Source organism: Desulfatiglans parachlorophenolica (assembly GCF_055394735.1).
Window position 1 is genome coordinate 2,756,236 of the sequence record NZ_AP042460.1, and the last position, 24,650, is coordinate 2,780,885.

A 24,650-nucleotide genomic window follows, 5' to 3' on the forward strand; every position below is an offset into this window, starting at 1 on the left:
CGACCTAACCTTCTACCACACATAGACGAAAATCCCAAGGACACAGCGCCCCCCGGTTGTCAAACCGTGAGGCTGTAGCCTGCGTTCCGCCAGGCGGTGAGCCCTCCGGCCAGGCTGTGGACATGGCTAAAGCCGTCCTGTTTGAGGTGGCTGGCGACGATGTTGGCGCGATAACCGGTGCCGCAAACGACAATTACTTCCTCGTCCTCAGGCAAATCCAGACCCTCGGCAAGAATATCGGTCATCGGCACATGGACCGAGTCCGCGATAAAGCCCTGCTGCCTTTCCTCCGACGTCCGCACATCCACCACACGGCCCGAATTTCCGTTGTCCAACTGCTGCTTGAGGCCTTGGGCGGAGATCGGCGACAAACTGTCGATGGACATCCCGTGGGCAATCCACGCGGACATGCCGCCCGAAAGATAGCCGAAGATATTGTCGTAACCGATCCGATGGAGTTCGGTGGTCATCAGGTCGTACTTCTCCCGGTCGTCCACCACCAGCAGCAGGTTGTCCAGAGGATCGATGACCATGCCGATCCAGTTCGCCATCTGTTTCTCGAACCCGATGTTGATAGCCCCCGGGATATGGAACCCCCCGAAGGAAGCGGTATCGCGGGTGTCGATCACGGTCGCGCCGTCCCGGCGGACCCGGTCGAACTCATCCGGGTTGAGCGTCTGCTCCAACGGACAGCGCTCGAGGAGCGGTGCGCCCCGGGTATTGGTTTGGATGATGTGGGTGAAGCTCTTCGGCCGGACCGGAAATCCGCCGGCGATCTGCTCGTGGAAGGCCTCAAAGCTTGGCAGCTTCAGGAGGGGCTGGGTCAGGCGCTCGTAACCCAGGGTGCTGCTCGCCATCGCGCTCAAGCCTTTGCCGCACAGGGAACCCTGGCCATGGGCCGGGAACACCTCGAGATAGTCCGGAAGACGCCCCAGTTTCTGATACAGCGAATCGTAGAGGTTTTCGACCTGCTCCTCGAAGATCTCCGCCCCTGCCAGATCGGGCCTGCCGATGGAACCGACAAAGAGCAAGTCGCCGGTCAGAATGATCCCGGGCACATCGGCGCGCGCCTTATCCGTCACCAGAATCGATATGGCGTTCGGCGTGTGGCCAGGGGTGTAAAGGATCTCGAGCTTGACCATCCCGAACTCTATGGTCTCGCCCTCCTTCAGAGGCTTGTGCTCGAAGGTCACCGGGGCATGCTCGCTGTAATAGATGTCCGCCCCCGTGCGGGATTTCAATTCCAGATTTCCACTGACATGGTCCGCATGCACATGGGTTTCGATGATGTGGGTGATCTTCATCCCTTCGTCGCGGGATATGTCCAGGTAGTCCTGCACATCGCGTTTGGGGTCGACCACCACCGCCTGCCTCGCCCCGGGGCAACCAATGACATACGAATTGCAGCCCAGACCGCGCACGGTGATCTGTTTGAAATACATGTTCCCCTCCTTTTCGGATCCGCGGATCCGGGTCGGACCAGATTAACCCGTTGATGTTCGGACTGAAGCGTTCAAAAAACACCCGTCTTCAAGCCTTAGACCTGTATTTTAGTACCCCAAAATGCCCTTTTAGAGTTCCGCCATAAATTCGAATTAGTTTCCATCCGGAAATGGTCTTTTTGACCAATCTCGGCGTCAATCTGCACGTTTGCTTGTGCAACGACCTGCAGGTCGCCTCCGCGCAACCGCTTGATTTCCTTGGTATTGACAAAAAATCCTCATTTCCGGATTGGAAACCGGGTTGTACCGCGAAATCATTTCCGGATGGACACGAATTAATGACCGATCTTTTCTTAGAAGGCCCATTTGCCCGGTAAAAACAGCGTTCTAAGCCCTAAATCACGCAGATTTTACATACTTTAAAGGAGCATTTCAAGTAGTTACCTTGGTCCGACCCTAGCCGGTTGGTCCGACCCTAGCCGGCGGCCGCATGCCCTTGACGGTTGCATTCAAAAAGTGCAGAAGATAACATGAAGTTGTCGAGATTGGACTGGTCATCGATTTACAGCCACCTGACCAAGGGTTATAAGCAATGTGCAGGAAGATATTCCTTTTTTGCGTCTTCTGGTCGGCGTTCCTTTTGTGCGGCGGGTTCGAGCCCATGGCGTGGGTGCTGCCCGAACCCGTGCAGCGCGAGTGTTACGACCTCGAGGGGAAGCGGGTTCCCTGTCCGAACCTCGGAGATCTCCTCTCGAACCAGTGCGGATCCCAGCAAAAAGTGGATCCGGCGTTCAGGGACAACGGCGACGGCACAGTCCTCGATTTCACGACCGGGCTCGTGTGGCAGAAAAGCGACGACGGGCTGATGCGGGGGTGGGACGCCGCCTTGTCCTATTGCAAGAAGCTCGAACTGGGCTGCCACACCGACTGGCGTCTGCCCGAACGCTACGACCTGGTTTCGATCGCGGACAGCAGCCGGTTTTCCCCCTCCATCCACCCGGTTTTCGATTGCCACCCCGACAATTACTGGTCGAACACGACCTACCTGTACTATCCCGGCTCGGCTTGGTATGTAAATTTCAAATACGGGTACGCCGGATGGAATTATAAGAGCTATGGGGGTTACGTCCGCTGTGTCCGGGAAGACCGCTGAAGCCTGTGTCGGGGGATATTGACGCTTTCAACAGCATCCTTGGGAGGTGTGAAAATGAAGATTCTGGTCGTGTATTATTCATTGTATGGTCACGTGCTCCAATTGGCGCGCGCGGTGGAAAAAGGCGCGGCCGGGGTTGCCGGGATCGAAGTGGTCCTGCGCCGCGTCCCCGAGTTCCCGGATGTCAAAGATGATATCCAGAAGTCGGAGCATGCGAGGGCCGTCTGGGAACAGCACAAGGACATCCCCGAATGCTCGCTCGAAGACCTCGCCGAAGCGGAAGCCATCCTCTTCGGCACCCCGACCCGCTACGGCAATATGGTAGCCCAGATGAAGCGCCTCATCGACCGGACGCCCGGGCTATGGGTGCAAGGGACCTTCGAAGGCAAGCCCGCCGGGATCTTCACCTCGAGCGCCTCGACCCACGGCGGACAGGAAACGACGCCCTTTACGATGATGGCGCCGCTTCTGCATCTCGGGATGCTGATCGTGGGCGTGCCGTACTCCATCCCCGGGATGCTCCACAACGAGGCCCGCGGGGGATCGCCTTACGGGCCGTCGACCATCGCCGGTCAGAAGAACGAACTCCAACCGGCGCCGGAGGATCTGCAGATCGCGGAGGCTCTCGGGCGCAGGGTCGCAGAAATCGCCGTAAAGCTCAGGGGTTAGGCCAACGCGGGGTTTCCGCTCGAACGCGCGCGGCAAACATGGGGGAGGTCTTCCACCGCCTCAAAATAAGCCCAGTTCCGCCGCGCGCGGCACGGCTGAAGGGAATTTCTTCTTCAGCATCTCGATCTCGTCCGCGTCCTTCACCATGCGGATGTCCTCGATGTGCCAGCCGGGAACGACCATAACGCCGTAAAGCCCCCAGTCATAAACAGGGCCATCCTGTTTGACGAAGCCCATCCATGTCCCTGCGGGAATCACCTGCTGCATGACCTGGCCCTTGTCCGCCTCCGGACCCAGAACCACCTCTTCCCAGGTGCCGTCGGCGTAAAGGAGCAATTGGATCATCGGGGCCCCCGCGTGATACAGGAGCACCTCATCGGAGGTGAGGATATGCCAGGGATCGATCGGGACCTCTCTCGTCATCAGGTAGTAGATGAGAGAGGCCGCCGCCCGCTCCTTCTCCATGTCCGCCCTGAAAGGTGACACATAGGTGACCCTGTAAAATCCGGGACAGGCCTCATCCGGCATGGCCTCGAGCTTCAAGCCCGCGATCACCCGGGCAGCCGACAGCCGGCCGTCCTGTCGGACCGAAGCGCATCCGCCCGCAATCGCGAGCATCAAAAGAACAGCCGCACACGCAAAACATCCCCTCATCCACTCAGACCCGTACCACTTGCTTCGCATGATCGTCCTCAGCCACTCCAAACGGTATTTCAATCAGACTGTTGGGCCCTCGAATCTTCATAATCCTGAGAAATAAAAGAGTCTATCTTAAATCAATATTTTACCTCTACTCCTCTTGGGTAATATCATGGACCACTTGTAGTAAATAGCGCAAAGCCAAGCGGCGCTCAACTTATCGTCAAGTGTATCTATTTGTTCAGCTTCCTCGAGCTTTTCAACATCGATTTTGTCTTGCGGCCTGCCGCTTGCTTCTTTTGATCGAATAAGGTCAGATCGTGATAAAAAATAATCATTTATCATTTCCGTTGCCGCCTCGAAAATGGCAAGATCTCCTTGGGATTGCTAGAAGCGAATATCAAACAAACGCCTATCATCTGTTATACGTTGGTAATTTTCTTCTATTTTTTCATCTCTTATCCTAAAATCCCATTTCCGAACGTTCCGCTCAACCCGGCGCTGCTTTATCCGCTCGGGTTGGAGCGTGTGTCAGATTCGCATGATTGTAATGAAGCCTCAAAGAGCCTGAACGTATTTCTCTCGGGTATTGGACCCTTCTCTTTCACACCCCATCCTCGGCCAGCGCATGCAGCGCAGCGAACGGCTCCCCGCGCCCAGCCATGAGAAAGAGAGCGCGCAGCGGATCGGCGGCTGCCTCCCGAACAAAGTCCGACATACGGGTTTGACGGGTATCGCTTTGGCTATGTTTCACAATGCGGTATTTCACCTCCGCAACAGACAGATCTACGAGCAGCGTTGAGCCGCCGCGGAACCGGCTTGGAACGCTTCCAGACACCCCCTTCCATGGTCCCGATAGCGTTGCGCAAGGCGCCTCGACCGAACTGGATGGCAAGACTGCCGAGCATGGATTCGCCCTCCAGGTCGCCGCGCGTCCGCTTGATTTCGGCGTCAAAGATCTCCGGGATGGTAAAGTGCTGCATGAGGGCGACAATATCTGCAAACGCCTCGTGAAGGGCGAGCATATCCGGGTTGGTCGGTTCGCTGAAGCGGCGGTACATCCCGTCCAGCACCGCGTGTGTAATCTCACGGGCGATAATATCGTGCGATAAACAGGCGTAGACACAGCTGCCGGCCGGGACACATGTTCGCCGGAATCCTCGGCTGCGGCCTGGAAGTAGCCGAACAAAAGCACCACCTCCTGGGGGCTGTAATAGGCCGTTGCCTGATGCAGGGCGTGGGGTCGCACGGCCAGTTGCTCAACGAAATCAGCGTCGTCGTCGGGGTCTTTGGGATTGGGCCGAGGCCCCCAGAGGACCGGTCGGCCCAGGGCATGTTCGAAGTGTTCGATGGTTTTCATGGCGATCGCTTTCCCCTTCAATGCTCACGTTCTCAAGATCGGGGCCGTGCCAGACAACGATATGATCGTCCGCCGTCAACTGGACGTCCAGCTGCAGAACATCCCCGATCCCAAGTGCATAGTTGAATCCTTCCTCCGTGCTCTCGGGGGCCTCGAGCACACCGCCCTGTGGGCGAAGAGAAGGGGGAAACTCTCGAGATCGAACACGGACCCTTTTCGGATCAATGCATGATTATCGATTGCCATAATACATACCCCATTTGTCTATTCTTTATGCTTCCCGACGCCCCAAATCAGCCGCAGACGAAGGAGGTCGGCTGGATTTGTTTGATCCGAATCTCTTCTTCAGTCAATACCGGTTTGAGCCCGCTCTTCAAGACAACCTTCTCTAACGCCGCTCTCTGCTTCTCGTTCCTCTTCCGGTTCCTGAGCGTACGTCGGCGGCACTTTCAGAAGATCAATGACCTTACCAATCGAGTCTCCAGGTTGGGATCGCTCAATAAGTTCCCGTATCCTTGGGTCCATAGGTGGTATCCATCCGGAAATGATTTCCCGGTACAACCCGTTTCCAATCCGGAAATGAGGATTTTTTGCCAATATCAAGGAAATCAAGCGGTTGCGCGGAGGCGACCTGGTGGTCGCCGCACAAGCAAACGTGCAGATTGACGCCGAGATTGGCAAAAAAGACCATTTCCGGATTGGAAACGGGTTGTTATTGCGCCCGTAATACCAGGCGTCAACATAGCGTAAGGGCTCAAAAAATCCTTTACTTCCGTCATAATCCTCCTCCTTTTATCGAATAGACTTAATACAGTAGATAAAAGGGCGGACCACTGCCTTCATCAATATAGTGCAGATTGTCCGCCGGGACGGGAAAGCGGTGTGACTCGAAAGGATATTCATCCCGATCGCTCCACTTGAAATTGTTCATGTTTCCGCCTTGTTCCGCTGTGTCAGCACGTAGCGGATGGATTCGTCGAACACGGATTCGTATTGCCTGTAGTCCTCGGAACGGCTCAGATTGATCTGAACCCATTCACGCATCTTCGGCTTTCCCAGAGGGCGAAACGGGATGGTGTTCCCGTCCATCTCCAACAGCTTCGCCGCTGACCGCTCAGGCAGCTTGATCGCAACACCTTCTTCATACAGACAGATACCAAGCTTCGCCCCGGCGTAATAAGCAGGGAGACCAAACATCTTGCCAGCCCGTATATGGGGGTGGCCCAAAAGCAGGTCATCGAGAACAGCTTTGTGTTCATAATTGAAACTGATCACTACATATTCCTTTAAGCATAACGTTAAGTGCATCCGCATACGGAAATAGAATATCACAAAACACCTTGGACAGCTACCAGATCGAGTTTGGTTTGCGGGATAATATACGAGAAATATCGTTTTAACCATGTCGGGTACAACGTTCAACTGGAAAATTCAATTATGCATAGCATTATTATAACTTTATATTATGAATTGGAAAATTTGTTATAAACACATACCGACTTGATTCTTCCTTCATGATTCAGTTCTTGGAAATCGGCACAAGCGCAATCCAAAGCCTCTCCATACTATTCAGTATTCAATCAACAACCTCTTTTTTTATTTATAAAATCATCATCAAAATAGCTGCATCGAAGCGTTTTCCTGATGAGCGCTTCCGCTACGCAACATGGGAGGGATACGTTCGACCGGCTCGACACACCGGATAGCTGGACGACTCAATCACCGCCTTCTCGATAGCTTTCCTTACATTTTAGGATGTGCGTCTTTCCAGAAGAAAGATATGTAAAACTAATACGGGGAACGTATTGAGCTAAAGTCTCTTCGAGAATAAGCCGTTTCCTCAATACGGGCAGCTTCCCGGCCGCAGTGATTGGGCATACGAACCGACTGATCGTTGTTCCGGTATTCGATGGCTTTGAACTGAGAGGGCATGGATAAGGCTCTGCGGACCGTGTGGGGCAACCTTCATGATGAAAGCGAGACAGGCTTCAACCGCAGCGCTTCCCACCTCCTGATTGCGCCACCAGCCGTCCGCGGGTGGCGTGATCAGCCACTGACCTTCGAACTTCAGTGGCACGTTGCCTCCTGGTGTCAACTGAACGAATAAATCAGCGGCGCGGTTTTTTGCGTCCGTTGAATTCTTCAGTCCGCCATGGATCGGATCATTATGTTTTTTCTTCCAAGGTCTGCCTGACTTTGGCGGCCAAACTCTGCGTCGAAAAAGGCTTTTGGATAAATTGGATGCCCTCGTCAAATACGCCCCGGTGCGCAATGGTCTCCTTTCTGGCGAAGGCCTGCAACTGCCACGTAATGTCCCTGGATCGTTTGGCGGCGCTGCAGATTTCCTTCAAATCCTTCCGCAGAGGATCGTCCTCCCTCACTTTGTCCATAGCCAGTTCGGAGTAACCCATAATAACGCTGAGGATATTGTTTTAATCGTGGGCCACACCGCCGGCCAAGCGTCCCACCGCTTCCATTTTCTGGGCCTGGATCAACTGAGCCTGAAGTTTTTCGCGCTCCGTCTCCGCCCGCTTACGTTCGGAGATATCCCGGAAAAAACCCACCAGACATGTCCGCCCCTCGAGGGTGATAGGGACAGAATTGACATCGGTGAAAACAATGGAGCCGCCCTTCCTGCAGCGCGGAAGCGGACAAGCAGTTCCCGCCTATTTTGCGCTGACTCTTCCGCCATAAAACGCAAAACGACCGTCGAAAGAATTGGGTGCAGTTGCAGAGAAGCGGCGTCAGCCAGTTGGCGTTCTCGCCATGCGGCTATCTGGTCGACTTTGAGCCTTGCGATGGCGTTTAGGTCTTCCTCGACCCTCTTCCGAATGCCATCTTCCTGATCATGGTAGAACCATGCGCCGCCAAAAAGGAGGGAAATAACCGCGGGTGCAAGGAAGGCCTTCATCCCATTAGAGAATATGCTCCCGCCCTGTTTCATGCCATCCTCCCTGAAAAATCCGAAATCTCACGTTCCGCAAAACTGCAGCGCCCCGAAGGCAGCTGCAGCGAATCGTTGGACAGCCTATGGACGAGCGGGGATACGGGCAGTGAACATCGTGTACGTAAACTGAGCGCAGTACTCCGGGATGTCTCCGATGAAGTGGGGAGAGTCCGGGGAACACAATCGGCGGTATTCCTCGATGTCGGCGGCCGTTGAGGCTTGGCCAATCGCATCACCCCAGAGCATGTCGAAGAGCAAGGCCATCCCATCTCGGATCTCCGGCCCGAGGGGCGCCTGTACCCGGCCGACGAATGCCCTGCAGCCGGCCTCAACCAGCCCCGCTCGATGGAACCAGTGAAGCGCACGCAGAAAATGCGCCCGCGGTGGATAACCTTCGAGAAAAGGAGCATACGATGCACAAGCCGCGTTGAGGCGTGCCTCCAGCAACTCATACCCGGGAAGCAGCGTCTGGGAAGTCCATCCCAAGAGGGCAATCACGCCGCCAGGGCAAACGACACGGCAGATTTCTTCCAGGACGGGACGAATCTCCCCGGCAGGATAGCCTACGCAGTCGACGCTCCAAGCCCAGTCGAAAACGCCCCGGGCAAAAGGCAGCGCCCCCATGCCGCTGTTTGCGAACTCGATGCGCTGAGCGTGGGCCGAATTGCCGGCTCTTCGGCGGGCGCAGTGGAGCGCCGGCCAAGAGATATCCACTCCTACGACATGACCATCCGGGCCTGTCGCCTCTGCCAGAAGGAGCATCAGATCTCCAATCCCGCAGCCGATATCAAGTCCCCGGGAGCCAGGCGGCAACTGGAGGGCACCGATCGCAGCGCGTATGGCCGCCTCACGCAATGGACTCATCCGTTCGAGGCTCGATATCATCTGTTCATTGGAACTGCTCATCGGCTCTTCCTACACTTGAAGCCTAAAATGGCAAGAGGCCATCCGCAGACCTTCCGATAAAATCAGCAGCGGCAGGCGCGAATCGGCCCGGGCTGACATTTAGAAGCACCGAGTTTGAGGAACACGTCGTCACCCGCGCCCTGGATGAGAACGCTAGAAAAACCTCTTGACAACACTCACCATTACCTTGCTGCACTGAGCGAACTCTGAATCAGCGGCTGCCTGCCGTTCAAGGAAGTCACGCAGTAGCCCAAATTATTCGATTCCGGGTGTTCCATGCAGAATGAAGTCAATGACATTGATTCTTTACATAGCGCAATGCATCGCGTGTTGGTATCGCTTTTTGTAGGTTTTCATGACCAGCCATCGGTCCAGCCTCTGCCACTCCTTTGTTCATCGCTTCGTTTACGTGTTTTGTAGTGAATATATCGCCCATATATTCATCCATGAGTAGCTGTTAAAGGGATCTTCATTCAGGCTTCAAGCGCTTCGAACGAATCGCTTCGAGTTTGCCGCGCTCAGCGCGGCTAATCGGAAATCGCGTTCGATTCGGTTGTAAGGCGAAACGCGTAATCATCAAACATGACATGCTACAGCTCAATAAGCACGTTGATGTCCTTCCTGCCATACCTCATCTTGACGATGATCCTTTGTCCATCCGGGTGAATGTCCAAATCACCAAGACCAACCCCGTCGCGGACACCCAGGTACTCCGGCGCCTCCCGTTTATTGAACCAGGTCAGACGCCGCTTTCCGCTCCCGTCGACGTTCATGATCCACAGATCCATTCTGGGCGGACTCAGCAGAGTATCCTGTAGTATCGTGCCCCCCTTATTCTGGGGAATATCCCTGCTTGACGGCCAGATGATCCGGGTGTCATCCGGTGTGATGTGGGCGTGTTCATCCCATTCATTGTCGTTGGTGAGTCTGGCGAGATCACCCGTTGTCAGGTTCATAGCGTAGTTTCCATCCGGAAATGGTCTTTTTTGCCAATCTCGGCGTCAATCTGCACATTTGCTTGTGCGGCGACCTACAGGTCGCCTCCGCGCAAACGCTTGATTTCCTTGATATTGGCAAAAAAGACCATTTCCGGATGGAAACTGGGTTGTACCGGGAAATCATTTCCGGATGGATACTAGCGTAGATTTCGAAGCCATAGTATAGTGCTTCCTGCTTGAGATTCCCGAAAAGACAACCGTCTTGCCCTCCGGCGAACAACCTATTTCTTCCTCCTTCTGTCAGGGTGGTCGCAATCCGTTTTACCGATTTGCCGGAAATGTCAAGCGTCGCAATTGAACAGCTATATTTGTCCGAAGCATAAGCCACAGCTGACAGAAACAGCAAAGTCAAAAGCACCAGTGCGTTGAGTCCTTTCATCTTCACCTCGTCTAACGTACCGGTCAGCCGCGCGCGAAGCGCGCCGGCTGCACTGGCTGCTTAGCCTGCTCCTTTACATATAGATACTGATGTATTCTAATTTCATTGCCGTTTAATGTTTTGCTCTCTTCCGTCCTCTCATGGAGTTTTCTCCAATTGCGCAAGAGCCTGTCGAAGTGGCCTGCTTCATGATGGCGAAACACGGCAGTTCCTGATTGGAAGCAGCCGTAAATATTCAGTTGGCATTGTTCATAACGTTCAAGGTAATGTGGATTGTCGTCAGTCTCGTAATCACTGATATACAATAACGCTCTCTTCTGAGTAACACTATTGATCAATGATACCAATTCGGATTGCTCACTCGCTGATGGACAGGAAGTAAACAGAGCGAAACATAGGACCAAACCAAAATATTTTCCGCATAACTGATCGATATTGTTCGTATAATTTGCGCCAGGATTCTCCTGGATGGCCCTTTCTACCAACGGCTCACTTGGATCATAGCCATGAATCAAGGTAAAGCCTTGATATCTCAGGTCTTGTGTGAGGCGCCCATAGCCGCATCCAAAATCAAGCACAGATTTATTTCTGTCAACACCCGTTAACCACTCTGAATGGATTGGATGAGTGAAGACTTTCTGAGCGCCTTCATTCTGCCAATAATCACTATTCTGCATTTTCATTCTGTTCTCAGGCTGACTTTGAATTCGACTACTCAATTGAACCCGTGTAAGACGCCGTTATCGCGGTCTAAATGGAATTAGGCCGCCGAATCCGCTCAATCGGACAAGGATGAAGGCAAACCGAAATGGCATCAATGCAGCGACTGCCTCGATCCCAAAGAAGGTATGACATAGACAAACCCAAGTTCCTGGACCAAGCCAGGAACACTCTTCGCATCCGCCACATGAGCCATCGCAACGAGGAAAGCTGCATCCAGCGGATCAATCGGTCAGAATGGCTTCAGCACAACGAGGATATACATACTTGTACTCAATAAAGGAGGGAAAGCGGTCAAAAGTCCATTGGACTGAAACACTATGAGTGTAAATTTTCACTATCGTCGGGAATGCTGTTCCGTCGTGTTTCAAGGCACCTCTTTCTGCGCATAACTCCGGCTTGACTGTCGGTCGGGCAAATCATCCTAAAACCCGTATCGATTGTCAATCTAATTTCATTTAAACATTGAACAAGAAGCGCAGTTTTGGCTCGAAGGAGATCCTGGACATCTAATATGGACTGTATGCGCATGTGCTGCAATTGAAGCAGGCTGCGGAAAAGGGGAAGATGTCTTCATCAAACCGTTGCGCTGGAACCCCCTTCTTGTATATATTTCGATCCTGACCATAGATCGCGGAGGGGGTATGTGTATCTGAAGGTTGTCATGGACTGGTGCAGCCGCTACGTTCTATCTTGTGTCTATCTGGAAATGATTTCCCGGTACAACCCAGTTTCCAATCCGGAAATGAGTATTTTTTGCCAATATCAAGGAAATCAAGCGTTCGCGCGGAGGCGACCTGTAAGTCGCCGTACAAGCAAATGTGCAGATTGACGCCGAGATTGGCAAAAAAGACCATTTCCGGATGGAAACTATCTTGGGAGGTGTCTGTCACCATGGATGAGACCTTCTGCGTGAGCAGCCTCGAGCGTGCCTTGAAACGGTATTCGAAGCCGGAGATTTTCAACACGGACCAAGGATCTCAATATACCGGAGCCGCTTTTACAGGGGTGCTCAAGGACCACGGGGTCAAAATCAGTATCGACGACAAAGGCCTGACCACAGACAATATCATGATAGAACGTCTGTCGCGCTGAAGTACGAGGACATTTACATCAAGCAATACTAAACATTAGCCGATCTGCTCGACAGCCTTAGATATTGTCAAATATCCTTTGCTTGTTAAACCACTTTCTGAGAATTATTCGGGTTAACCATCTTTTATTGAAACCCTTGTCGCGAACCTAATATCCTGCGATCACATTTCACTTGACACACAAGCCCGTTTTCGGCATATCTTTTGCGCGGGAAAACGGGTTTTTATCAGCACAGGGAGGCAGAGATGATTCAGAAATCGATCATTCGTCGTGGGGTGTTATGCTTCTTCCTGATTTCGCTTTTGGCTGCCGCCCCAGGGGCAGGGGCTGCGGAGGAGGGCAAGGCCTCCGTGCGCCTGTGGGGGGAGATCTCCCCCTTCATTTCAGGCGAGGCCGGCAGCGGTGTGGGGGCACCGGCTTACGATGACGCCTTCGACACGGGGATCGGCGGCGGCGGGGAGTTCGCCTGGCGATTCTGCCGATGGTTCAGCGGCTTGGCCGGGATCGGGTACGAAGTCTTCGGCGGCGACACCTACCAGGGCATTTCCTTCGACGATCTCGAAGTCGTTCCAGTCTATGCCGGCGGCAAGTTCCATCTGCTTCCGGGCGCCGCCCCATGGGACGTCTACCTCCGGCTGGATCTGGGTGCCGCCTATCTGTCCTCGGTCGATATATCTTATCGCCATCTGAAGGGAACGTACTGGGATTCCTCCTGGGTGTTCCTCTTCGGGGCCGGGGCCGGAGCGGAGTACCGCTGGGGCCCCTGGGGCATCTCTTTCGATGTCAAAGCGCGTTACCTGGATTCACCCGAGTCCAAGCTAGGGAGACCATCGGAAGCCGACGGCCTCTGGACCGTGCCCGTCTCGGTCGGGCTCAACTACCACTTCTGAGCAGTGGGCCGGGGCCGCATACGGATGCCGCTCCGGTTCAGCAGGCCGATGAAAAACGCCCGTCGACCATCCCTGCTCCCTTCCGCCCTCTCCTGCAGCGCCCTGTCGGCCTGCTGCCATTGCGCCGCGCGCGGGGTTCCAGCGAGGTGTTATCCCTCAGCCGCGGGGATTTCGGCACGGCCGGTGAGGCCGGGTCCGGTCATTAACGCGTGAGGGTGCCCAGTCGAGAGGCGTGCGCGATCAATCATCCTGAAACCGCTTCGGGGCGTAGGTCGGATCCCCGGACTCGAATCCAGAGGGGGATTGGAGATGCTGATCGAAAAAAGATTTCCGGTCCAAGTTGGTCGTTTGGTGTTCCTCCTGTCGCTGATCTCCTTCCTGGCCCTATCCCGGCTCCCTGCAGCAGCTGACTGGGTGGATGACGTCAAGGATGAACTCTACTTGCAGGAAGCACGGGTGCTGAAAGGAACGGCCTTCCTGGACGATCCCGTCTCCGGAGGGACGATCCAGGTTTACGATCGAAACGGATTTCTCCTTCATTGCATCGATTCCGCCACCGGGGAAGACGGCTCTTTTTCGCTCACCTTGCCGTTGCCTGAATCGTTCACGCTGGTCATCACGAAGGGGGAGATGGCCGGCAGATCCTTCAAGCATGAATTGATCCGGTACGTCCACCTGTTCGACCCCACGCAGAAATACAAGGTCAATGCTATCACGACCCTCCTCGGAGCCTATCTGGCCGACCATCCGGATATACCCTATAGGGAGGCAAAGGACGCCGTGAGGGCGTTCTTGTCCATTCCGGAAACCATCGATCTGGACGAAATCATCTACAGCAGCGAGTGGTACTGCTACTATTTTTCCCACTACGCCTTTATGAAGGAAGCGGATGCCATGCAGGGCATGGAACCCTTCATTAAGCAGCTTCTAAAAGAACTCGAGGCCGGCCGGACCAGGTGCTTCTATGATCCGGACTCCATCGGTTCGTCGTTTTTCAAGGATTTCATGGCGGCACTGATGAAAGGCGCCGCCTCGAAATTTGGCGGCGAGGGCACCGGCTGGATCCTGGGGCTGCTCAATATGGGGGGCGATGATGTCGACAGTCGTCTTCAGGATATGGAAAAGGACCTCCAAGGGATCTTGAGCACCCTGGAGAATATCCTCACCACCTTGAAGAATCTCGCCCATGACCTCGCCATGGACACGAACGAGGTGGAGATCTATATCGAGGGGCAGAGTGCCCAGGATGCCGTGACCCTGATCAAGACCCATTACGCTCCGGAGGACCCAAACAGCCGGGGGGACACGAACACCCTGAAATGGTACGCAAACTGTACCTCTGCTGATTCCAACCCGACCGTCCGGGCACAGATCGAGACGTTCGTCGAAAACGTCAACGGGGCATGGGACGTCGAGTCGCAAGTTCAGAAAATCCACGATGCCATCATCCCCGACATCGGGAATACCGACGGTCTGCTCGACCTGTGGACGAAGAACTTCCTCTTACAGGGACCGATCGGCAGCGACCAGCTCATGAGCTACTACCAGACCCTGGAGCAGTATTTCGCAGTGTTGCTCTTTTACCAGTTCAAGGGGGCCAACATCGTGGTGGAGGCCCTGAACTATCAGTCCGGTGCGGGATCGCCGGTGAACGGATTCGCCCAAGGCGACGTGACGCCCGCTTACAGTTACCTGACAGGGACCTTTCAGCCCATGATCCAGGAAGAGACGGACAGATTCCTGCAGTGCGTCCTCAAGTTGCTGTTCAGCAATTCCGGGCTTTACTGGGAACGTAGGTTCCTTCCCGACAGCGCGCAGGGCATCCTTGCCAGAGCCACCTTTTTTATCGTCCAGACCCTGGGCCAGGACCATTACGCGCTGAGGACCGGTGCGATCGGAACCCGGCCCCTCGTGAACGATGTTTTCTGCATGGGTTCCGGAGAGTACGGCGTTGTCGCAGACGCAAGCGCGGACGTTGAGCTGTCCGAACGTCCCTATGATTCCTGGGGAAAGGACCTTAAGACATTGACATATGGCGACGTCTATACCTACAAGTATTTCGACCTGTACCCTTACTGGAAAGATCCTGGGACCTATGAGGTGTGGTGGTCTACGGACTCCGGCAGCCCCTATTACCTCGGCATTGCCGAGGTCAAGAAATATACGGAGGGTTATGTCCAGGACGATACAAAGGGAACGATTTCCTACGGCTATTTCATGGCCCCGTTTCGCGTGGGTGGTAAGGAAGCCATGATGGCCCCCAGTATATTTGTGCGAAACCAGTACACGGTGAATCAGAGCGGCAACGTGATTTCCGGCTACAGCGACGGTATGGACCCGGTAGGAAATCTCTTCCTGACCCTGTCTGCGCACAACCGCTATAACGATGAAGGCTCGAACATCTCACAGAAGCTGGAATGGTATCATCCCTTCACGTTTACCGGGAGCCAGGCGACAACGGCTTACTTGAACAGCGCCGGATCCGCCACCGGGAGCGCTTACTGGTTCGGCGACAATCATTCGGGCAACGAATGTTCTATCAAGGTAACCATCGGCCTGTGGGATGTCACTCACAACAAAGACGTGCAGAGCTGTAGTCACGGGGTCTCCGCATCCAACGGGGACACGAAGAATTTGAACGTGGCGCTGAACGATCAGATCTCCTTCACGCTCCAGCCCGGCGTCAGCTATTATGTGTACGCCAATGTTACGGGAAGCGGGACGGCAAACTATTGCGAAGGGGTGACCTACCGCACCGGTTATTCGTATACAAACACGCTGTACCTGGTCCACCTTTCGTTGACATTTGTGAACACCGAGTATTGGAACCCGTCGGCGATTCCCTTTTTGGCCAACCATAAGAAATTACCCCTGCCACTCTTTCCCAGAGGCCTGTGGAAGAGGCTGAAGCATGCCGCGGAATAGCTCATGAATATCCATCCGGAAATGATTTCCCAGTAGAACCCGGTTTCCAATCCGGAAATGAGGAGTTTTGGCCAATATCAAAGAAATCAAGCGTTTGCGCGGAGGCGACCTGTAGGTCGCTGCACAAGCAAATGTGCAGATTGACGCCGAGATTGGCAAAAATGACCATTTCCGGATGGAAGCTAACTCAATGACATTGATCCTTATTCGTTCGGCCAGGTTCTCTATGGAGTACGCCCTTTTTAATCTTTTTTCCCAGTAATTAAGGTCCTATCTGCCGCTACGTCGGTTACTTTAACTTGACCAAAACCAGAGGACATAAGAATATCGGATATTTCTGTTGTTGCATAGCACTTGCCTTGCGTCGAATGCATCAAAAGACAAGAATACTCGGCAACGGAAAGAGGTCCATTCTTAAATTGATTCAAATGAGCGTCAAAAACTGCAATAGTACCACCTGTAGATAGACTCCTGAAGGAATTCGCTGATAATCTCTCAATTGAATCTATATCCCAATCGTGGAAAGTATTGGAAAACAGATGGACATCATAGCCCATTGGTAGTTCATCAAACATATCTCCAGCAACAACGTTAACCCTGGATGACATGCCCTTTGATTCTATTGACTGACTCGCTGCAAAATCAACGGGTGGAACCTCGAGGACAGTAGCAGCAAGATGGCCATTCACTTGCGCAATGGAACAAGCGTATATGCCTGATCCACCGGCAATGTCTAAGAGGGCAGAATGTTGAGTGAGGTTGAACGTTTCTGCAAGCCTCCGGGCAAGAAAAGCGCCACGGCTATCCATGGCAACGGTAAAAGAATCTGCAAATTCCTGGTTCTGCATGCTTCTCACCCAATCTTCGCCTTCTTTCTTGCTAGACCATCCAGCAGGCCGTCCGGTTTGAAGTACCTGCCGAAATTCCATGCATTGGGGACGATTCTTTAGAGAAGCATAATATGGCACCAGGCTGTTGGGGCTGTCACTGGCAAGGTACATGGCAGACAGATCTGTCAATGTGTATCTCTGCCCACGATTTTCAACCAATGCCATTGACAGAAGGAGCGACATCAGAACATCCGCCGGGCGCGGTTGGATTCGCAGTTTGTCACAGATTTCATCAAGTGCCCTGGGCCCTCTTTTTAGGAAAGTGAAAAAATCGAAATAGACAATTGCACATACCAGCAAATCCGACGCATAAATCGAGTCTCTATATCGCAGAAGGCGACTGGGATCGTTTTGTAGCAGATAGCCTTTCATATTTCCTCTCTTTCGGTCCAACGCTCGGGTTCATTCGCAGGCGCAGCCGGTCGCGTGGAGTCGGTAGTCAGGGAGTTTCCACCTCGGAATGGTAATTTATTGATAAAACAGAAACAAAGCGCATTTTAAGGTAGATAGTTTCCATCCGGAAATGATTTCCCGGTACAACCCAGTTTCCAATCCGGAAATGAGGATTTTTTGCCAATATCAAGGAAATCAAACGGTTGCGCGGAGGCGACCTGTAGGCCGCCGCACAAGCAAATGTGCAAATTGACGCTGAGATTGGCAAAAAAGACCATTTCCGGATGGAAACGAATTAGGCTCCCGAATCGGCGGATATTCTTCCACTGATCTATCCTTAATCTGTAGCCATAACACAATGCTCACCGGCGTGGCGCCCTGTTTTGCCACGTCCGGTGCAGCCATTCGTTAGCAGCTAGACATCAAACGTTTTATAACATTCAGAAAGCGACACTATAAAACCGGCATCCCTTGAGCACACAGGGGAGTTCGCCGGATAGGTTTTCTATCTCTTTCAGACTCAAGCCAAGCTTTTCCATCAACGGAGCAAGGGCTTTGGGCTGAGCGTAATAACCCCGCTCCGATAATTCCATCAGGGCCTCATTCCTGCTGATCTGGCCGAAGTTGACAGCCGCCGATATCTCGATGATCGATTGGGGCATCTGCGTGGTCCGCATATCAAAAAATCGCCGGAACTGGCTCCAGTCCTTCACAGTTTCGATTTCACAACTGGTGTGCAATAGCCCCTTCTGCCCCTCCGGCATCCGCCAGCCCAGCTCTCTTTCAATGATATTTCGCACATCGGTCCATTTCCCATAAAGCTTCTCCGTCTGAAGGCGCTTAACCAGAGGGGGATGCGCTGGATCGACTCGCTCGAGCGCCGTGGCCAAAGGACCATAGATCGACCCCAGCTCGTCTCTGACACGCGCCAGACAATGATCCCACGGATCGCCCGAGTCGAGATTGGGCGAAATGAAGCGGCGAATCTGTCTGAGGCTTAGTTCCTCATCCGAAAGGGCTGCTGCCCCGGTCTTGGCAGGCAGCCCCATAACCTTGGAAAGAATGACTGTCTGAGCCGCCTCCACCCCGTCCAAGACAAAGGGGATGTTCTCGAATACAGCGTAAGGATAGAAGAGGACAGGCGCGAGGATCGGGCAGATGCAAGGCAAACCTGTCTCGTCGAAGAGATTCTTCGAAACGCGCTGGATGTCGGTCCAGCGGACCGTTCGCCTCACAAACTCGACATTGGGGAGTCGTTCTCGGGCGACCTGCATGTTCCTCCTGGACGAATCACTGGTAAAAGGCATATCCCAAGTGCAAGCCAGGATGTTCAGTCCCAGTTTCTTGGCCAAATACCAGAGCAAAAACGAAGAATCCTTACCTCCTGTATAGAGGACCATCGCGTCGAAACGTCCATGCCTATTTGCGGCGGAGGCCTGAAGCTCTGAGTCCGTAATCGTCCCACCGTGAAGAGGACCGGAATCCTCAACCTTCTCATAGCATTGACAGAAGGCGCAAACTCCGTCTTGGTCGAACTCCAACCCGGGCAGGATATAGTCATTGTTGACACAGCGAATGCAGCTCCGACAGTTTTCGATAGTGGCAGGAACTCTTCTTTCTGCAACGTCAACAATTATTCCCTCTTGAATCAACTTCTCAACCTCATCACTCAAAGCGGACTTTACCAATTCGGATAGCTGTTCCGAGCCGTTAAACCGTTCGATCAGTTTGGCTGTCTCCAGCCGGATCCGAATTACATTATCCTGGTGTCGCGGGTAGTTACGCAGACCATAGTAAACCAGGGCGGGTTGGGAACCGGATCTTTCTATTTTCCAACGGTATTGAAGGACAGGCTTCATATTCAGATCCCCACTCATAGGGCACTCCTTCTTAATATCGTTAAATCAACAACTTCCATCGTCAATTGCAAAAGATCGATTACCGCGAATTTGGGGACAAAGATGATATTACGGCTCACGAGATCGGTGCCTTTAAGGAGATAGACCAACACTTCCGATGCGCGCAAAACGCCTGATAGAGAACCCACTATGCTTGTTGTCGCAATCTTTCCCTTTTCTAAGGCATTTGTAATCCGCGCCATGGTTGTGCGCTCGAACCTATCGGAAATGAAGGAAGGGAAAAAGCTTTCCCCTGTAGATCTTTCCTTCACTAACCTTCAAAATTCATCGGGCATCATGCCCTTACGATGGTGGGCGACCAAAAGAGGGCCAAATCCAAACGCCCCGTCAGTAAACAGGGGGATGTCAAAACGCCTGAGTAACTCCGCGGTCATGGCTTTGATATCCGGGCCCTTTTCGATGTCAATGACACCCACGTGGACATCACAGCCATCCAGTAATCGCTCAAGATTGCTGACCAGCGTTCCTTCCGGGAACAACTCGATCTCAATCTCCAGGTTGATCTCGCGGGCAAGCCGCTTGTAGACTTCAATTTTAGGCTGCCCCAGCGTTGCCCTATCCTCCGTCAGGTCGCTTTTCTATATCACGTTAGACCCTGTTATTGAAAAGCAAAAAGAAAAAGGAGGTTTCAATCTCGACTGAGGATAGGAAATCTCCGCGTTGGAGGAAACTCAACTTCAATTCTGGAGGGCGGTCAAAATTGCGCCGTCGTAGGGGGTCAATTTTCGGTTGTCATTTCGACACAACCGACAGATTCAAAGGTTAGGCCGGTGCTTTGCTCAAAAAGAATAGGGATCACCACTTATTCAGCAATGACTTCAACAAGAATTAGCAGTCGTACAAAAAGCATCCTAGACTTCATTGCATCAAGAAAAACGTCTAAAAACGAACTGCGTTCTTGTCATTGACAGGATCAATGCCATCAAGAACGTAGTGTGCTGCGAGGCTGCCGCCTGTGAGGCTTCAAAAGCCCCTCTTTCAAATGAGCTTCCTCTCTCTTCTTACTGCCAGCGTCTAATTTGAGCAAATAATTATCGCTGTTTTCTACCTGTTTTTCAGGTATACCACAGAATCTCCACCATTTTTCAGCCTTTCAACCCACATTTCTGCCAGGACATGCAATTCTTCATTAGCATTTGCCTTATTGTTTTCTTTATAGTCCAGTAAATCGATTATTTCAAATTCGAAAGCGGACTCACCAAATGAATTCCATATTTCCTGCAATTCGCTGTTTCGATGACTTTTGAATTTCAGCTCAGCTTTATGCCTATTGAATCTGGCGGGTAAATCGGTGGCGAAGCCGATAAATACTCGATCATTTTTGCAATTTTTGATCCTATATACTCCCATAGGTCGCTTGGACTGCTTGTATGCCTTCTTCATTTCTGATTTGTCCATTCTTCATGCCTTTCTTTTTGTTTATAAACATAAGGAGTGGATGAGCCGCGACTGTAAGGAATCGTCTCCATCCAGTGGCTATAAGACTCTTCAATCTTCATTATTTTCCGCATGTGCACAGCATACCGTCAGGACAAATTACCCGAAAGAACAGAATCATCCGATTTTCGTTGCAGGCAACAGCATCCGACAACGAAGCGAGAATAACGTACTGCGAATCTAGTTTCCATCCGGAAATGGTCTTTTTGGCCAATCTCGGCGTCAATCTGCACGTTTGCTTGTGCGGCGACCACTAGGTCGCCTCCGCGCAAACGCTTGATTTCCTTGATATTGGCCAAAAATCCTCATTTCCGGATTGGAAACTGGGTTGTACCGGGAAATCATTTCCGGATGGAGACTAACTCCATTAAAATTGGAAAAAATGGTATTCTCAATGCGACGAACGACCAGGCTGAGTTGCGGCGGCCAAGGGTCTTGCGCCAGAGCGCCAACGCAGCGTTTCCCGCCGTCAACCTAAGCGCCTGGCTGGACAGTTACCATGATTTACCATGAAGTAGAACCGTAAGGGTATCCCCATTATTCAACATGCTGCACAGAGGGAAGAACTGGTCATTGCTCGACAGTACGTTCCCAATCCTGCCAAATAAACGCGAGCAGTTCTTTTGAAGAATCCAAAAAAAGAGCAATGCTTTCAAAATTCGGAGAGCATTCGAATTTCTGCATCAGCAGGCCGTCGCCGTCGAACCAGCGCGGCATGGCCCCGCCGAAAAAGTAACCCCGACTACGCAGGATATCCACCGCCTCGCCGATCCAGAGCTCGGTGAGGTTCAGGAATACCTGGAAGACGAGGGTCTGTTCCTTTGGCAGCTAACATCTAATGCTTCCCCAAAATGAGCAGATAAACTGTACTCGATCAGCCTACCCTCCGAGAGGCTGACTGACAGAAGGTCGCCCCGGCTCGCGTAATCATACCGGGTCCTGGCGCCTCCGGCGAGGAGGGAGGCCTCTTTCGTGATCTCCCCATAGCCGTTGAAGGTGCGGGAGGTCTCGAGGCCGTTTCCCGTGACCGTCTCCGGAAGCCCGTTCTGTGGATTGCGGCCGATGGTGTATGGGCCGGCCGAAGAGAGGTGTCCATCCAGGTCTAGCCATAGAAGAGGGTTTCGCCCGCGTAGCTCAGAGCGCTCAATCGGAAATCGTCGTCGTAGGTGTAGCCCGGGGTCTGGTTCAGCGTGCCCCCGTGGGTTTCAAATAGGAGAAGGCCTCCCTCCCAGCTGTAGTGGATCTCCTCCGGGCCCGAGCGGACCCGCTCCGGTTTGCGCAGGTCAGGCGAGCAGATATGGCAAGTTCTGCGCCAAGCTGGGTGAGGGTCCTCGATGAGCCTCGGATGGGTCCGACCTCCGCGTTTTGGTGAACCGGCGATACGCTCCGTCAAACCTTCAGGCTTTGGGTCAGCGCCCTTCTCGATACCCTGAAGAGTCTGCTTGAAGCCAGGACGATGGGCGACCTCGAATCTCCTTAATCTCTGAAAAAGTGGTCCCGTGTTTGGGGTCCACCTCACCCAATGCCACCATGTAGTTGATGGTACCACGATTCATGGCGGGGGTCAGGACAAATGATTCGTCCGGGCTGGCCTGCGACATACCAAAAAAACTTATGGCGCTGAACGCCATGGTGTCCACCGACAGGCGCCACCCGTCGGGATCGGGACCAAAGGCCGAGCGCAGTTGGTCCGCCGCCTTCACCAGGCAGGTCCTGATCACGATCAGTGGGTCGACGCCGTTCAAAAAGTCGAAAGCCTGGGCCTCCGGTTCCGCGAGGGCTTCATACAGCGCCTTGGTGCCGGCCCCGAGGTTTACGTATCCAAGCTCTCCGAACCAGTCGAACATTTCCCCAGATCGTCGTCCAAGGCGGCTTCGAGGAAAATCGGCAAAAAAGTCCGGCTGGCGGCTGTGGCTAATTCGTCGTAGCGCCCGTCCCGGTCCTCGTCCCGGGGGGACTGGTAGTCCCACGGGGCGAAGGCCTCCAGGATCGCTGCCAGGTCCTCTCCGGGGGCATCTTCTTACGCCCGCAAGATATGGGGAACGAAGAACCGGGCGTTGATATCGGCATGGGATGAGAGCCTGACCAGGTTCCAGGCCTCCTCGGGGGTGAAGCGCTCCCGGCCCTCGAGCGCCTCCAGCAACACCGCCACCCTGTCCGCCTTGCCCCACATGTACCACCAGGTGTCCGGGCCGGGGTAGCCCGGAGCCGGGCTGTTGTTCCAGTTGGCGATAAAACCCTGCGAAGGGTTATAGGCCGAGGGGTTTCCCGAGACGCACTCGAGCCCGCGCCCCCGCGCAGGCGGCCATTGAGGTGTGCATCGGCCAGGTGAAGATGGACATTGACCAGCCCGGGAGCGAGCAGCACCTCGCCGAAGTCCTCCAGCGGCACAGTTTCCCCTTTGGGCGCGCTCGGCCCGGAACCCAGCGCCAGTATGCGCGGTGGGGTTCCACCCACGGTCAGCACTGCGTCCTCGATGAAACCGAGGTCAGGGGTCGAGCGTGTGGACCCAGCGAGCTCTCACCTGCCTACGAGATGCCTTCATACGGAGTATCCCCCCATGCCTGACAGACCTAGGCAAAAACGTCAATCTGCCGCATTACACTCATTCGCCAGACTTTCGATCAGGAGTTCCATCACATCCAGCGGGTGGATCCTGATCCTGATCCAATCCGGGAAACGGAAGCCGGTCATCGTGCGGACCATCACACCCTGCTTCATCTATTGTACCTCCTATCGTATTTTCACAGGTGCCATCAAACGTAACTTTGATCAAGGTGATTATTTTTAGGTGGCATTGATATGCCAACACAAGCTTCAGCGGCGCGCGGTACGAGCGTCGGTTGGAAGCAATTGATCAACAATTCTTTCCATAAACTGAAAGGTAACACCATGTTTCAAGAAAACCGGATGTTCGGGCGTCTTGCCCGGTACTGATCGAAATCCGAGTCCGCTGAAGAACTCGGCTGATGTGTTTCGGGCGATGGTATGAATCCGATGACACAATTTGCCCGATACGATACGAAATAACTCAGTAACAAGACTGTGACCGATGCCTTTCCGTTGATGACTGGAATCGACGGCTAAATGTCTCAGTTCAATATCATTCTCAGCCGTCCATACCGCTACCAATCCACCAACGACCAGCCCGTTCTCTTTCACCGCCAACTCAATCTTCTTACCGTCTATACTGAATTTATTCCGGGTATTACGGGGCAGTCCGAGGGGCTGCCAAAGGACACGCCAGAGAAGTTCGTCAACTTCAGCCGCGTCATCCACTGTCTTTACGATCTCAACAGTTGCTATGTTAAATTTCTGTCCATCTCGCCGATGTAACTCCTTTTCCCCAGACCAGTACTTTAAGAACTCACCTCCTCCAACATCAATAACCCGCTCGGCAAGAATCTTATAGCCGAGACGCTCATAGAATTGCATTGATGGCAAAGATATGCTTAAGCTTAGTTTTAAGATCCCTTTCTCCATCGCTATCTGCTCAAGATGTGTCATTATAGCTTTCCCATAGTTTTGCCGCTGATAATCGGGACATACAAAAACGCCGATGATCTCGGAGCCTATCAAGGCGCCGGTCGCCATAATAGAACCATCTCGTTCGGATATGAAAACCAATATTTCTCCAACTGCACTTCGCTCGGCAATTTTCCCTTCCGAATGGTGTTCTTTAAAGAAAGACACCGCGCGAGGCGGATATAGTTGCGAATATGAAGCGTCAATAGTCTCACAAATCATACGATGAAGCGCATGCAAATCTGTGATATTAAATTTGCGAATTATGCTTGTGTTTTCTTTCATAGCTTTTTGTCGAACGCTTTGCTCACCTGTGAGGACCGCTTTTTGGCCCGAATCTGGTGGAGCAAAATGTTAGCCGAT

At 53.2% G+C, this 24,650-nt stretch carries 34 protein-coding genes and 2 pseudogenes; 10 read left to right on the forward strand and 26 right to left on the reverse strand.

All coding sequences use genetic code 11. The features are described from left to right. Window positions 1–59: 59 nt before the first annotated feature. Window positions 60–1,442, reverse strand: coding sequence for an MBL fold metallo-hydrolase (locus tag ACZ500_RS12835; protein ID WP_464232869.1), 1,383 nt, complete (start codon window positions 1,440–1,442; stop codon window positions 60–62). 170 nt (window positions 1,443–1,612) lie between these two features. On the opposite strand from ACZ500_RS12835, the gene ACZ500_RS12840 reads away from it, so the two are divergent. The 3 genes from ACZ500_RS12840 (at window position 1,613) to wrbA (ending at window position 3,264) form a co-directional block, all read left to right on the forward strand. Beyond that, complete coding sequence (locus tag ACZ500_RS12840) at window positions 1,613–1,819, forward strand: hypothetical protein (RefSeq protein WP_464232870.1); 207 nt, start codon at window positions 1,613–1,615, stop codon at window positions 1,817–1,819. A 215-nt stretch (window positions 1,820–2,034) separates the two neighbouring features. Next, window positions 2,035–2,595: an Lcl C-terminal domain-containing protein gene (locus tag ACZ500_RS12845; protein WP_464232871.1), complete on the forward strand. Its 561-nt coding sequence runs from the start codon at window positions 2,035–2,037 to the stop codon at window positions 2,593–2,595. A gap of 54 nt (window positions 2,596–2,649) precedes the next feature. Beyond that, window positions 2,650–3,264, forward strand: coding sequence for an NAD(P)H:quinone oxidoreductase (gene wrbA, locus ACZ500_RS12850; protein WP_464232872.1), 615 nt, complete (start codon window positions 2,650–2,652; stop codon window positions 3,262–3,264). 60 nt (window positions 3,265–3,324) lie between these two features. On the opposite strand, the gene ACZ500_RS12855 is transcribed toward wrbA, so the two are convergent. The 6 genes from ACZ500_RS12855 to ACZ500_RS12880 form a co-directional block, all read right to left on the reverse strand. After that, window positions 3,325–3,948, reverse strand: coding sequence for a cupin domain-containing protein (locus tag ACZ500_RS12855; protein WP_464232873.1), 624 nt, complete (start codon window positions 3,946–3,948; stop codon window positions 3,325–3,327). 87 nt (window positions 3,949–4,035) lie between these two features. Continuing rightward, complete coding sequence (locus ACZ500_RS12860) at window positions 4,036–4,248, reverse strand: hypothetical protein (protein WP_464232874.1); 213 nt, start codon at window positions 4,246–4,248, stop codon at window positions 4,036–4,038. Window positions 4,249–4,646: 398 nt separating this feature from the next. Then, complete coding sequence (locus tag ACZ500_RS12865; RefSeq protein ID WP_464232875.1) at window positions 4,647–4,976, reverse strand: hypothetical protein; 330 nt, start codon at window positions 4,974–4,976, stop codon at window positions 4,647–4,649. 195 nt (window positions 4,977–5,171) lie between these two features. After that, on the reverse strand, window positions 5,172–5,423 hold the full coding sequence (locus ACZ500_RS12870) for a glycerophosphodiester phosphodiesterase family protein (protein ID WP_464232876.1): 252 nt from the start codon (window positions 5,421–5,423) through the stop codon (window positions 5,172–5,174). Window positions 5,424–5,759: 336 nt separating this feature from the next. After that, window positions 5,760–5,954 carry a hypothetical protein gene (locus ACZ500_RS12875; protein WP_464232877.1) on the reverse strand — a complete coding sequence of 65 codons (195 nt, stop codon included), beginning with the start codon at window positions 5,952–5,954 and terminating at the stop codon, window positions 5,760–5,762. A 236-nt stretch (window positions 5,955–6,190) separates the two neighbouring features. Further along, window positions 6,191–6,460: a hypothetical protein gene (locus ACZ500_RS12880; protein ID WP_464232878.1), complete on the reverse strand. Its 270-nt coding sequence runs from the start codon at window positions 6,458–6,460 to the stop codon at window positions 6,191–6,193. 733 nt (window positions 6,461–7,193) lie between these two features. Between ACZ500_RS12880 and ACZ500_RS12885 the strand changes: the two genes are divergently transcribed. Continuing rightward, window positions 7,194–7,370, forward strand: coding sequence for a hypothetical protein (locus ACZ500_RS12885; RefSeq protein ID WP_464232879.1), 177 nt, complete (start codon window positions 7,194–7,196; stop codon window positions 7,368–7,370). A gap of 58 nt (window positions 7,371–7,428) precedes the next feature. On the opposite strand, the gene ACZ500_RS12890 is transcribed toward ACZ500_RS12885, so the two are convergent. From ACZ500_RS12890 to ACZ500_RS12910, 5 genes are all read right to left on the reverse strand, one after another. Further along, entirely contained in the window at window positions 7,429–7,674 is a 246-nt protein-coding gene (locus tag ACZ500_RS12890) for a hypothetical protein (protein ID WP_464232880.1), read from the reverse strand. A 21-nt stretch (window positions 7,675–7,695) separates the two neighbouring features. Then, the gene (locus ACZ500_RS12895; protein WP_464233046.1) at window positions 7,696–7,884 is read right to left on the reverse strand and encodes a hypothetical protein; all 189 of its coding nucleotides are present in this window, start codon (window positions 7,882–7,884) and stop codon (window positions 7,696–7,698) included. Window positions 7,885–8,291: 407 nt separating this feature from the next. Next, on the reverse strand, window positions 8,292–9,116 hold the full coding sequence (locus ACZ500_RS12900; RefSeq protein WP_464232881.1) for a class I SAM-dependent methyltransferase: 825 nt from the start codon (window positions 9,114–9,116) through the stop codon (window positions 8,292–8,294). 289 nt (window positions 9,117–9,405) lie between these two features. Beyond that, entirely contained in the window at window positions 9,406–9,564 is a 159-nt protein-coding gene (locus ACZ500_RS12905; protein WP_464232882.1) for a hypothetical protein, read from the reverse strand. Between the two features lie 142 nt (window positions 9,565–9,706). Beyond that, window positions 9,707–10,072 (reverse strand): TolB family protein, encoded by a 366-nt coding sequence (locus ACZ500_RS12910; RefSeq protein ID WP_464232883.1) that lies wholly within the window; start codon window positions 10,070–10,072, stop codon window positions 9,707–9,709. Window positions 10,073–10,092: 20 nt separating this feature from the next. On the opposite strand from ACZ500_RS12910, the gene ACZ500_RS12915 reads away from it, so the two are divergent. Beyond that, window positions 10,093–10,260: a hypothetical protein gene (locus ACZ500_RS12915; protein WP_464232884.1), complete on the forward strand. Its 168-nt coding sequence runs from the start codon at window positions 10,093–10,095 to the stop codon at window positions 10,258–10,260. Between the two features lie 256 nt (window positions 10,261–10,516). Here the strand turns inward: ACZ500_RS12915 and ACZ500_RS12920 are convergent, their stop codons facing one another. Then, a complete protein-coding gene (locus tag ACZ500_RS12920; protein ID WP_464232885.1) occupies window positions 10,517–11,176 on the reverse strand; it encodes a methyltransferase domain-containing protein in 660 nt (219 codons plus the stop codon). A gap of 699 nt (window positions 11,177–11,875) precedes the next feature. Next, window positions 11,876–12,070: a hypothetical protein gene (locus ACZ500_RS12925; protein ID WP_464232886.1), complete on the reverse strand. Its 195-nt coding sequence runs from the start codon at window positions 12,068–12,070 to the stop codon at window positions 11,876–11,878. A gap of 13 nt (window positions 12,071–12,083) precedes the next feature. Here ACZ500_RS12925 and ACZ500_RS12930 point away from each other — a divergent pair. The 3 genes and pseudogenes from ACZ500_RS12930 to ACZ500_RS12940 all read left to right on the forward strand — a co-directional run. Further along, window positions 12,084–12,337: pseudogene (locus ACZ500_RS12930) on the forward strand (DDE-type integrase/transposase/recombinase); the annotation flags it as partial. A gap of 216 nt (window positions 12,338–12,553) precedes the next feature. Next, window positions 12,554–13,198 carry an outer membrane protein gene (locus tag ACZ500_RS12935; RefSeq protein WP_464232887.1) on the forward strand — a complete coding sequence of 215 codons (645 nt, stop codon included), beginning with the start codon at window positions 12,554–12,556 and terminating at the stop codon, window positions 13,196–13,198. A gap of 309 nt (window positions 13,199–13,507) precedes the next feature. Next, window positions 13,508–16,123: a hypothetical protein gene (locus ACZ500_RS12940; protein ID WP_464232888.1), complete on the forward strand. Its 2,616-nt coding sequence runs from the start codon at window positions 13,508–13,510 to the stop codon at window positions 16,121–16,123. A 1-nt stretch (window position 16,124) separates the two neighbouring features. Here ACZ500_RS12940 and ACZ500_RS12945 read toward each other — a convergent pair whose 3' ends face one another. The 6 genes from ACZ500_RS12945 to ACZ500_RS12970 all read right to left on the reverse strand — a co-directional run bounded on the left by ACZ500_RS12945 (window position 16,125) and on the right by ACZ500_RS12970 (window position 20,723). Further along, window positions 16,125–16,292, reverse strand: a complete 168-nt coding sequence (locus ACZ500_RS12945) for a hypothetical protein (protein ID WP_464232889.1) — start codon at window positions 16,290–16,292, stop codon at window positions 16,125–16,127. A gap of 73 nt (window positions 16,293–16,365) precedes the next feature. Then, window positions 16,366–17,385 carry a methyltransferase gene (locus tag ACZ500_RS12950; protein WP_464232890.1) on the reverse strand — a complete coding sequence of 340 codons (1,020 nt, stop codon included), beginning with the start codon at window positions 17,383–17,385 and terminating at the stop codon, window positions 16,366–16,368. Between the two features lie 125 nt (window positions 17,386–17,510). Then, complete coding sequence (locus tag ACZ500_RS12955) at window positions 17,511–17,684, reverse strand: hypothetical protein (protein WP_464232891.1); 174 nt, start codon at window positions 17,682–17,684, stop codon at window positions 17,511–17,513. Between the two features lie 162 nt (window positions 17,685–17,846). Next, window positions 17,847–18,770 carry an adenine nucleotide alpha hydrolase family protein gene (locus ACZ500_RS12960; protein ID WP_464232892.1) on the reverse strand — a complete coding sequence of 308 codons (924 nt, stop codon included), beginning with the start codon at window positions 18,768–18,770 and terminating at the stop codon, window positions 17,847–17,849. An 812-nt stretch (window positions 18,771–19,582) separates the two neighbouring features. Further along, the gene (locus ACZ500_RS12965) at window positions 19,583–19,804 is read right to left on the reverse strand and encodes a hypothetical protein (protein WP_464232893.1); all 222 of its coding nucleotides are present in this window, start codon (window positions 19,802–19,804) and stop codon (window positions 19,583–19,585) included. A 565-nt stretch (window positions 19,805–20,369) separates the two neighbouring features. Continuing rightward, on the reverse strand, window positions 20,370–20,723 hold the full coding sequence (locus tag ACZ500_RS12970; RefSeq protein ID WP_464232894.1) for a GIY-YIG nuclease family protein: 354 nt from the start codon (window positions 20,721–20,723) through the stop codon (window positions 20,370–20,372). Between the two features lie 170 nt (window positions 20,724–20,893). Between ACZ500_RS12970 and ACZ500_RS12975 the strand changes: the two genes are divergently transcribed. Both ACZ500_RS12975 and ACZ500_RS12980 read left to right on the forward strand, forming a co-directional pair. Beyond that, window positions 20,894–21,019, forward strand: coding sequence for a hypothetical protein (locus tag ACZ500_RS12975; protein ID WP_464232895.1), 126 nt, complete (start codon window positions 20,894–20,896; stop codon window positions 21,017–21,019). A gap of 19 nt (window positions 21,020–21,038) precedes the next feature. Next, window positions 21,039–21,275 carry a hypothetical protein gene (locus ACZ500_RS12980; RefSeq protein WP_464232896.1) on the forward strand — a complete coding sequence of 79 codons (237 nt, stop codon included), beginning with the start codon at window positions 21,039–21,041 and terminating at the stop codon, window positions 21,273–21,275. Between the two features lie 57 nt (window positions 21,276–21,332). Here ACZ500_RS12980 and ACZ500_RS12985 read toward each other — a convergent pair whose 3' ends face one another. The 6 genes and pseudogenes from ACZ500_RS12985 to ACZ500_RS13010 all read right to left on the reverse strand — a co-directional run bounded on the left by ACZ500_RS12985 (window position 21,333) and on the right by ACZ500_RS13010 (window position 24,572). Next, window positions 21,333–21,521, reverse strand: coding sequence for a hypothetical protein (locus ACZ500_RS12985; RefSeq protein ID WP_464232897.1), 189 nt, complete (start codon window positions 21,519–21,521; stop codon window positions 21,333–21,335). Window positions 21,522–21,864: 343 nt separating this feature from the next. Continuing rightward, complete coding sequence (locus ACZ500_RS12990) at window positions 21,865–22,155, reverse strand: hypothetical protein (RefSeq protein ID WP_464232898.1); 291 nt, start codon at window positions 22,153–22,155, stop codon at window positions 21,865–21,867. A 16-nt stretch (window positions 22,156–22,171) separates the two neighbouring features. Then, window positions 22,172–22,609 carry a hypothetical protein gene (locus ACZ500_RS12995; RefSeq protein WP_464232899.1) on the reverse strand — a complete coding sequence of 146 codons (438 nt, stop codon included), beginning with the start codon at window positions 22,607–22,609 and terminating at the stop codon, window positions 22,172–22,174. Between the two features lie 173 nt (window positions 22,610–22,782). Beyond that, window positions 22,783–23,007 (reverse strand): annotated as a pseudogene (locus ACZ500_RS13000) (penicillin acylase family protein); the annotation flags it as partial. 341 nt (window positions 23,008–23,348) lie between these two features. Next, entirely contained in the window at window positions 23,349–23,483 is a 135-nt protein-coding gene (locus ACZ500_RS13005) for a hypothetical protein (protein ID WP_464232900.1), read from the reverse strand. A gap of 96 nt (window positions 23,484–23,579) precedes the next feature. Continuing rightward, window positions 23,580–24,572 (reverse strand): GNAT family N-acetyltransferase, encoded by a 993-nt coding sequence (locus tag ACZ500_RS13010; protein ID WP_464232901.1) that lies wholly within the window; start codon window positions 24,570–24,572, stop codon window positions 23,580–23,582. Window positions 24,573–24,650: the final 78 nt, after the last annotated feature.

Coding starts and splice junctions, on each gene's coding strand:
- ACZ500_RS12925 (WP_464232886.1), bottom strand. CDS start 12,070: ATGGTCTTTTTTGCCAATCTCGGCGTCAATCTGCACATTTGCTTGTAC.
- ACZ500_RS12835 (WP_464232869.1), bottom strand. CDS start 1,442: ATGTATTTCAAACAGATCACCGTGCGCGGTCTGGGCTGCAATTCGTAT.
- ACZ500_RS12880 (WP_464232878.1), bottom strand. CDS start 6,460: ATGTTTGGTCTCCCTGCTTATTACGCCGGGGCGAAGCTTGGTATCTGT.
- ACZ500_RS12860 (WP_464232874.1), bottom strand. CDS start 4,248: ATGATAAATGATTATTTTTTATCACGATCTGACCTTATTCGATCAAAA.
- ACZ500_RS12845 (WP_464232871.1), top strand. CDS start 2,035: ATGTGCAGGAAGATATTCCTTTTTTGCGTCTTCTGGTCGGCGTTCCTT.
- ACZ500_RS12995 (WP_464232899.1), bottom strand. CDS start 22,609: ATGTTCGACTGGTTCGGAGAGCTTGGATACGTAAACCTCGGGGCCGGC.
- ACZ500_RS13010 (WP_464232901.1), bottom strand. CDS start 24,572: ATGAAAGAAAACACAAGCATAATTCGCAAATTTAATATCACAGATTTG.
- wrbA (WP_464232872.1), top strand. CDS start 2,650: ATGAAGATTCTGGTCGTGTATTATTCATTGTATGGTCACGTGCTCCAA.
- ACZ500_RS12940 (WP_464232888.1), top strand. CDS start 13,508: ATGCTGATCGAAAAAAGATTTCCGGTCCAAGTTGGTCGTTTGGTGTTC.
- ACZ500_RS12950 (WP_464232890.1), bottom strand. CDS start 17,385: ATGAAAGGCTATCTGCTACAAAACGATCCCAGTCGCCTTCTGCGATAT.
- ACZ500_RS12875 (WP_464232877.1), bottom strand. CDS start 5,954: ATGGTCTTTTTTGCCAATCTCGGCGTCAATCTGCACGTTTGCTTGTGC.
- ACZ500_RS12890 (WP_464232880.1), bottom strand. CDS start 7,674: ATGGGTTACTCCGAACTGGCTATGGACAAAGTGAGGGAGGACGATCCT.
- ACZ500_RS13005 (WP_464232900.1), bottom strand. CDS start 23,483: ATGAAGCAGGGTGTGATGGTCCGCACGATGACCGGCTTCCGTTTCCCG.
- ACZ500_RS12840 (WP_464232870.1), top strand. CDS start 1,613: ATGGTCTTTTTGACCAATCTCGGCGTCAATCTGCACGTTTGCTTGTGC.
- ACZ500_RS12910 (WP_464232883.1), bottom strand. CDS start 10,072: ATGAACCTGACAACGGGTGATCTCGCCAGACTCACCAACGACAATGAA.
- ACZ500_RS12905 (WP_464232882.1), bottom strand. CDS start 9,564: ATGGATGAATATATGGGCGATATATTCACTACAAAACACGTAAACGAA.
- ACZ500_RS12970 (WP_464232894.1), bottom strand. CDS start 20,723: ATGGACAAATCAGAAATGAAGAAGGCATACAAGCAGTCCAAGCGACCT.
- ACZ500_RS12900 (WP_464232881.1), bottom strand. CDS start 9,116: ATGAGCAGTTCCAATGAACAGATGATATCGAGCCTCGAACGGATGAGT.
- ACZ500_RS12935 (WP_464232887.1), top strand. CDS start 12,554: ATGATTCAGAAATCGATCATTCGTCGTGGGGTGTTATGCTTCTTCCTG.
- ACZ500_RS12855 (WP_464232873.1), bottom strand. CDS start 3,948: ATGCGAAGCAAGTGGTACGGGTCTGAGTGGATGAGGGGATGTTTTGCG.
- ACZ500_RS12885 (WP_464232879.1), top strand. CDS start 7,194: ATGGATAAGGCTCTGCGGACCGTGTGGGGCAACCTTCATGATGAAAGC.
- ACZ500_RS12945 (WP_464232889.1), bottom strand. CDS start 16,292: ATGGTCATTTTTGCCAATCTCGGCGTCAATCTGCACATTTGCTTGTGC.
- ACZ500_RS12955 (WP_464232891.1), bottom strand. CDS start 17,684: ATGGTCTTTTTTGCCAATCTCAGCGTCAATTTGCACATTTGCTTGTGC.
- ACZ500_RS12920 (WP_464232885.1), bottom strand. CDS start 11,176: ATGAAAATGCAGAATAGTGATTATTGGCAGAATGAAGGCGCTCAGAAA.
- ACZ500_RS12915 (WP_464232884.1), top strand. CDS start 10,093: ATGGTCTTTTTTGCCAATCTCGGCGTCAATCTGCACATTTGCTTGTGC.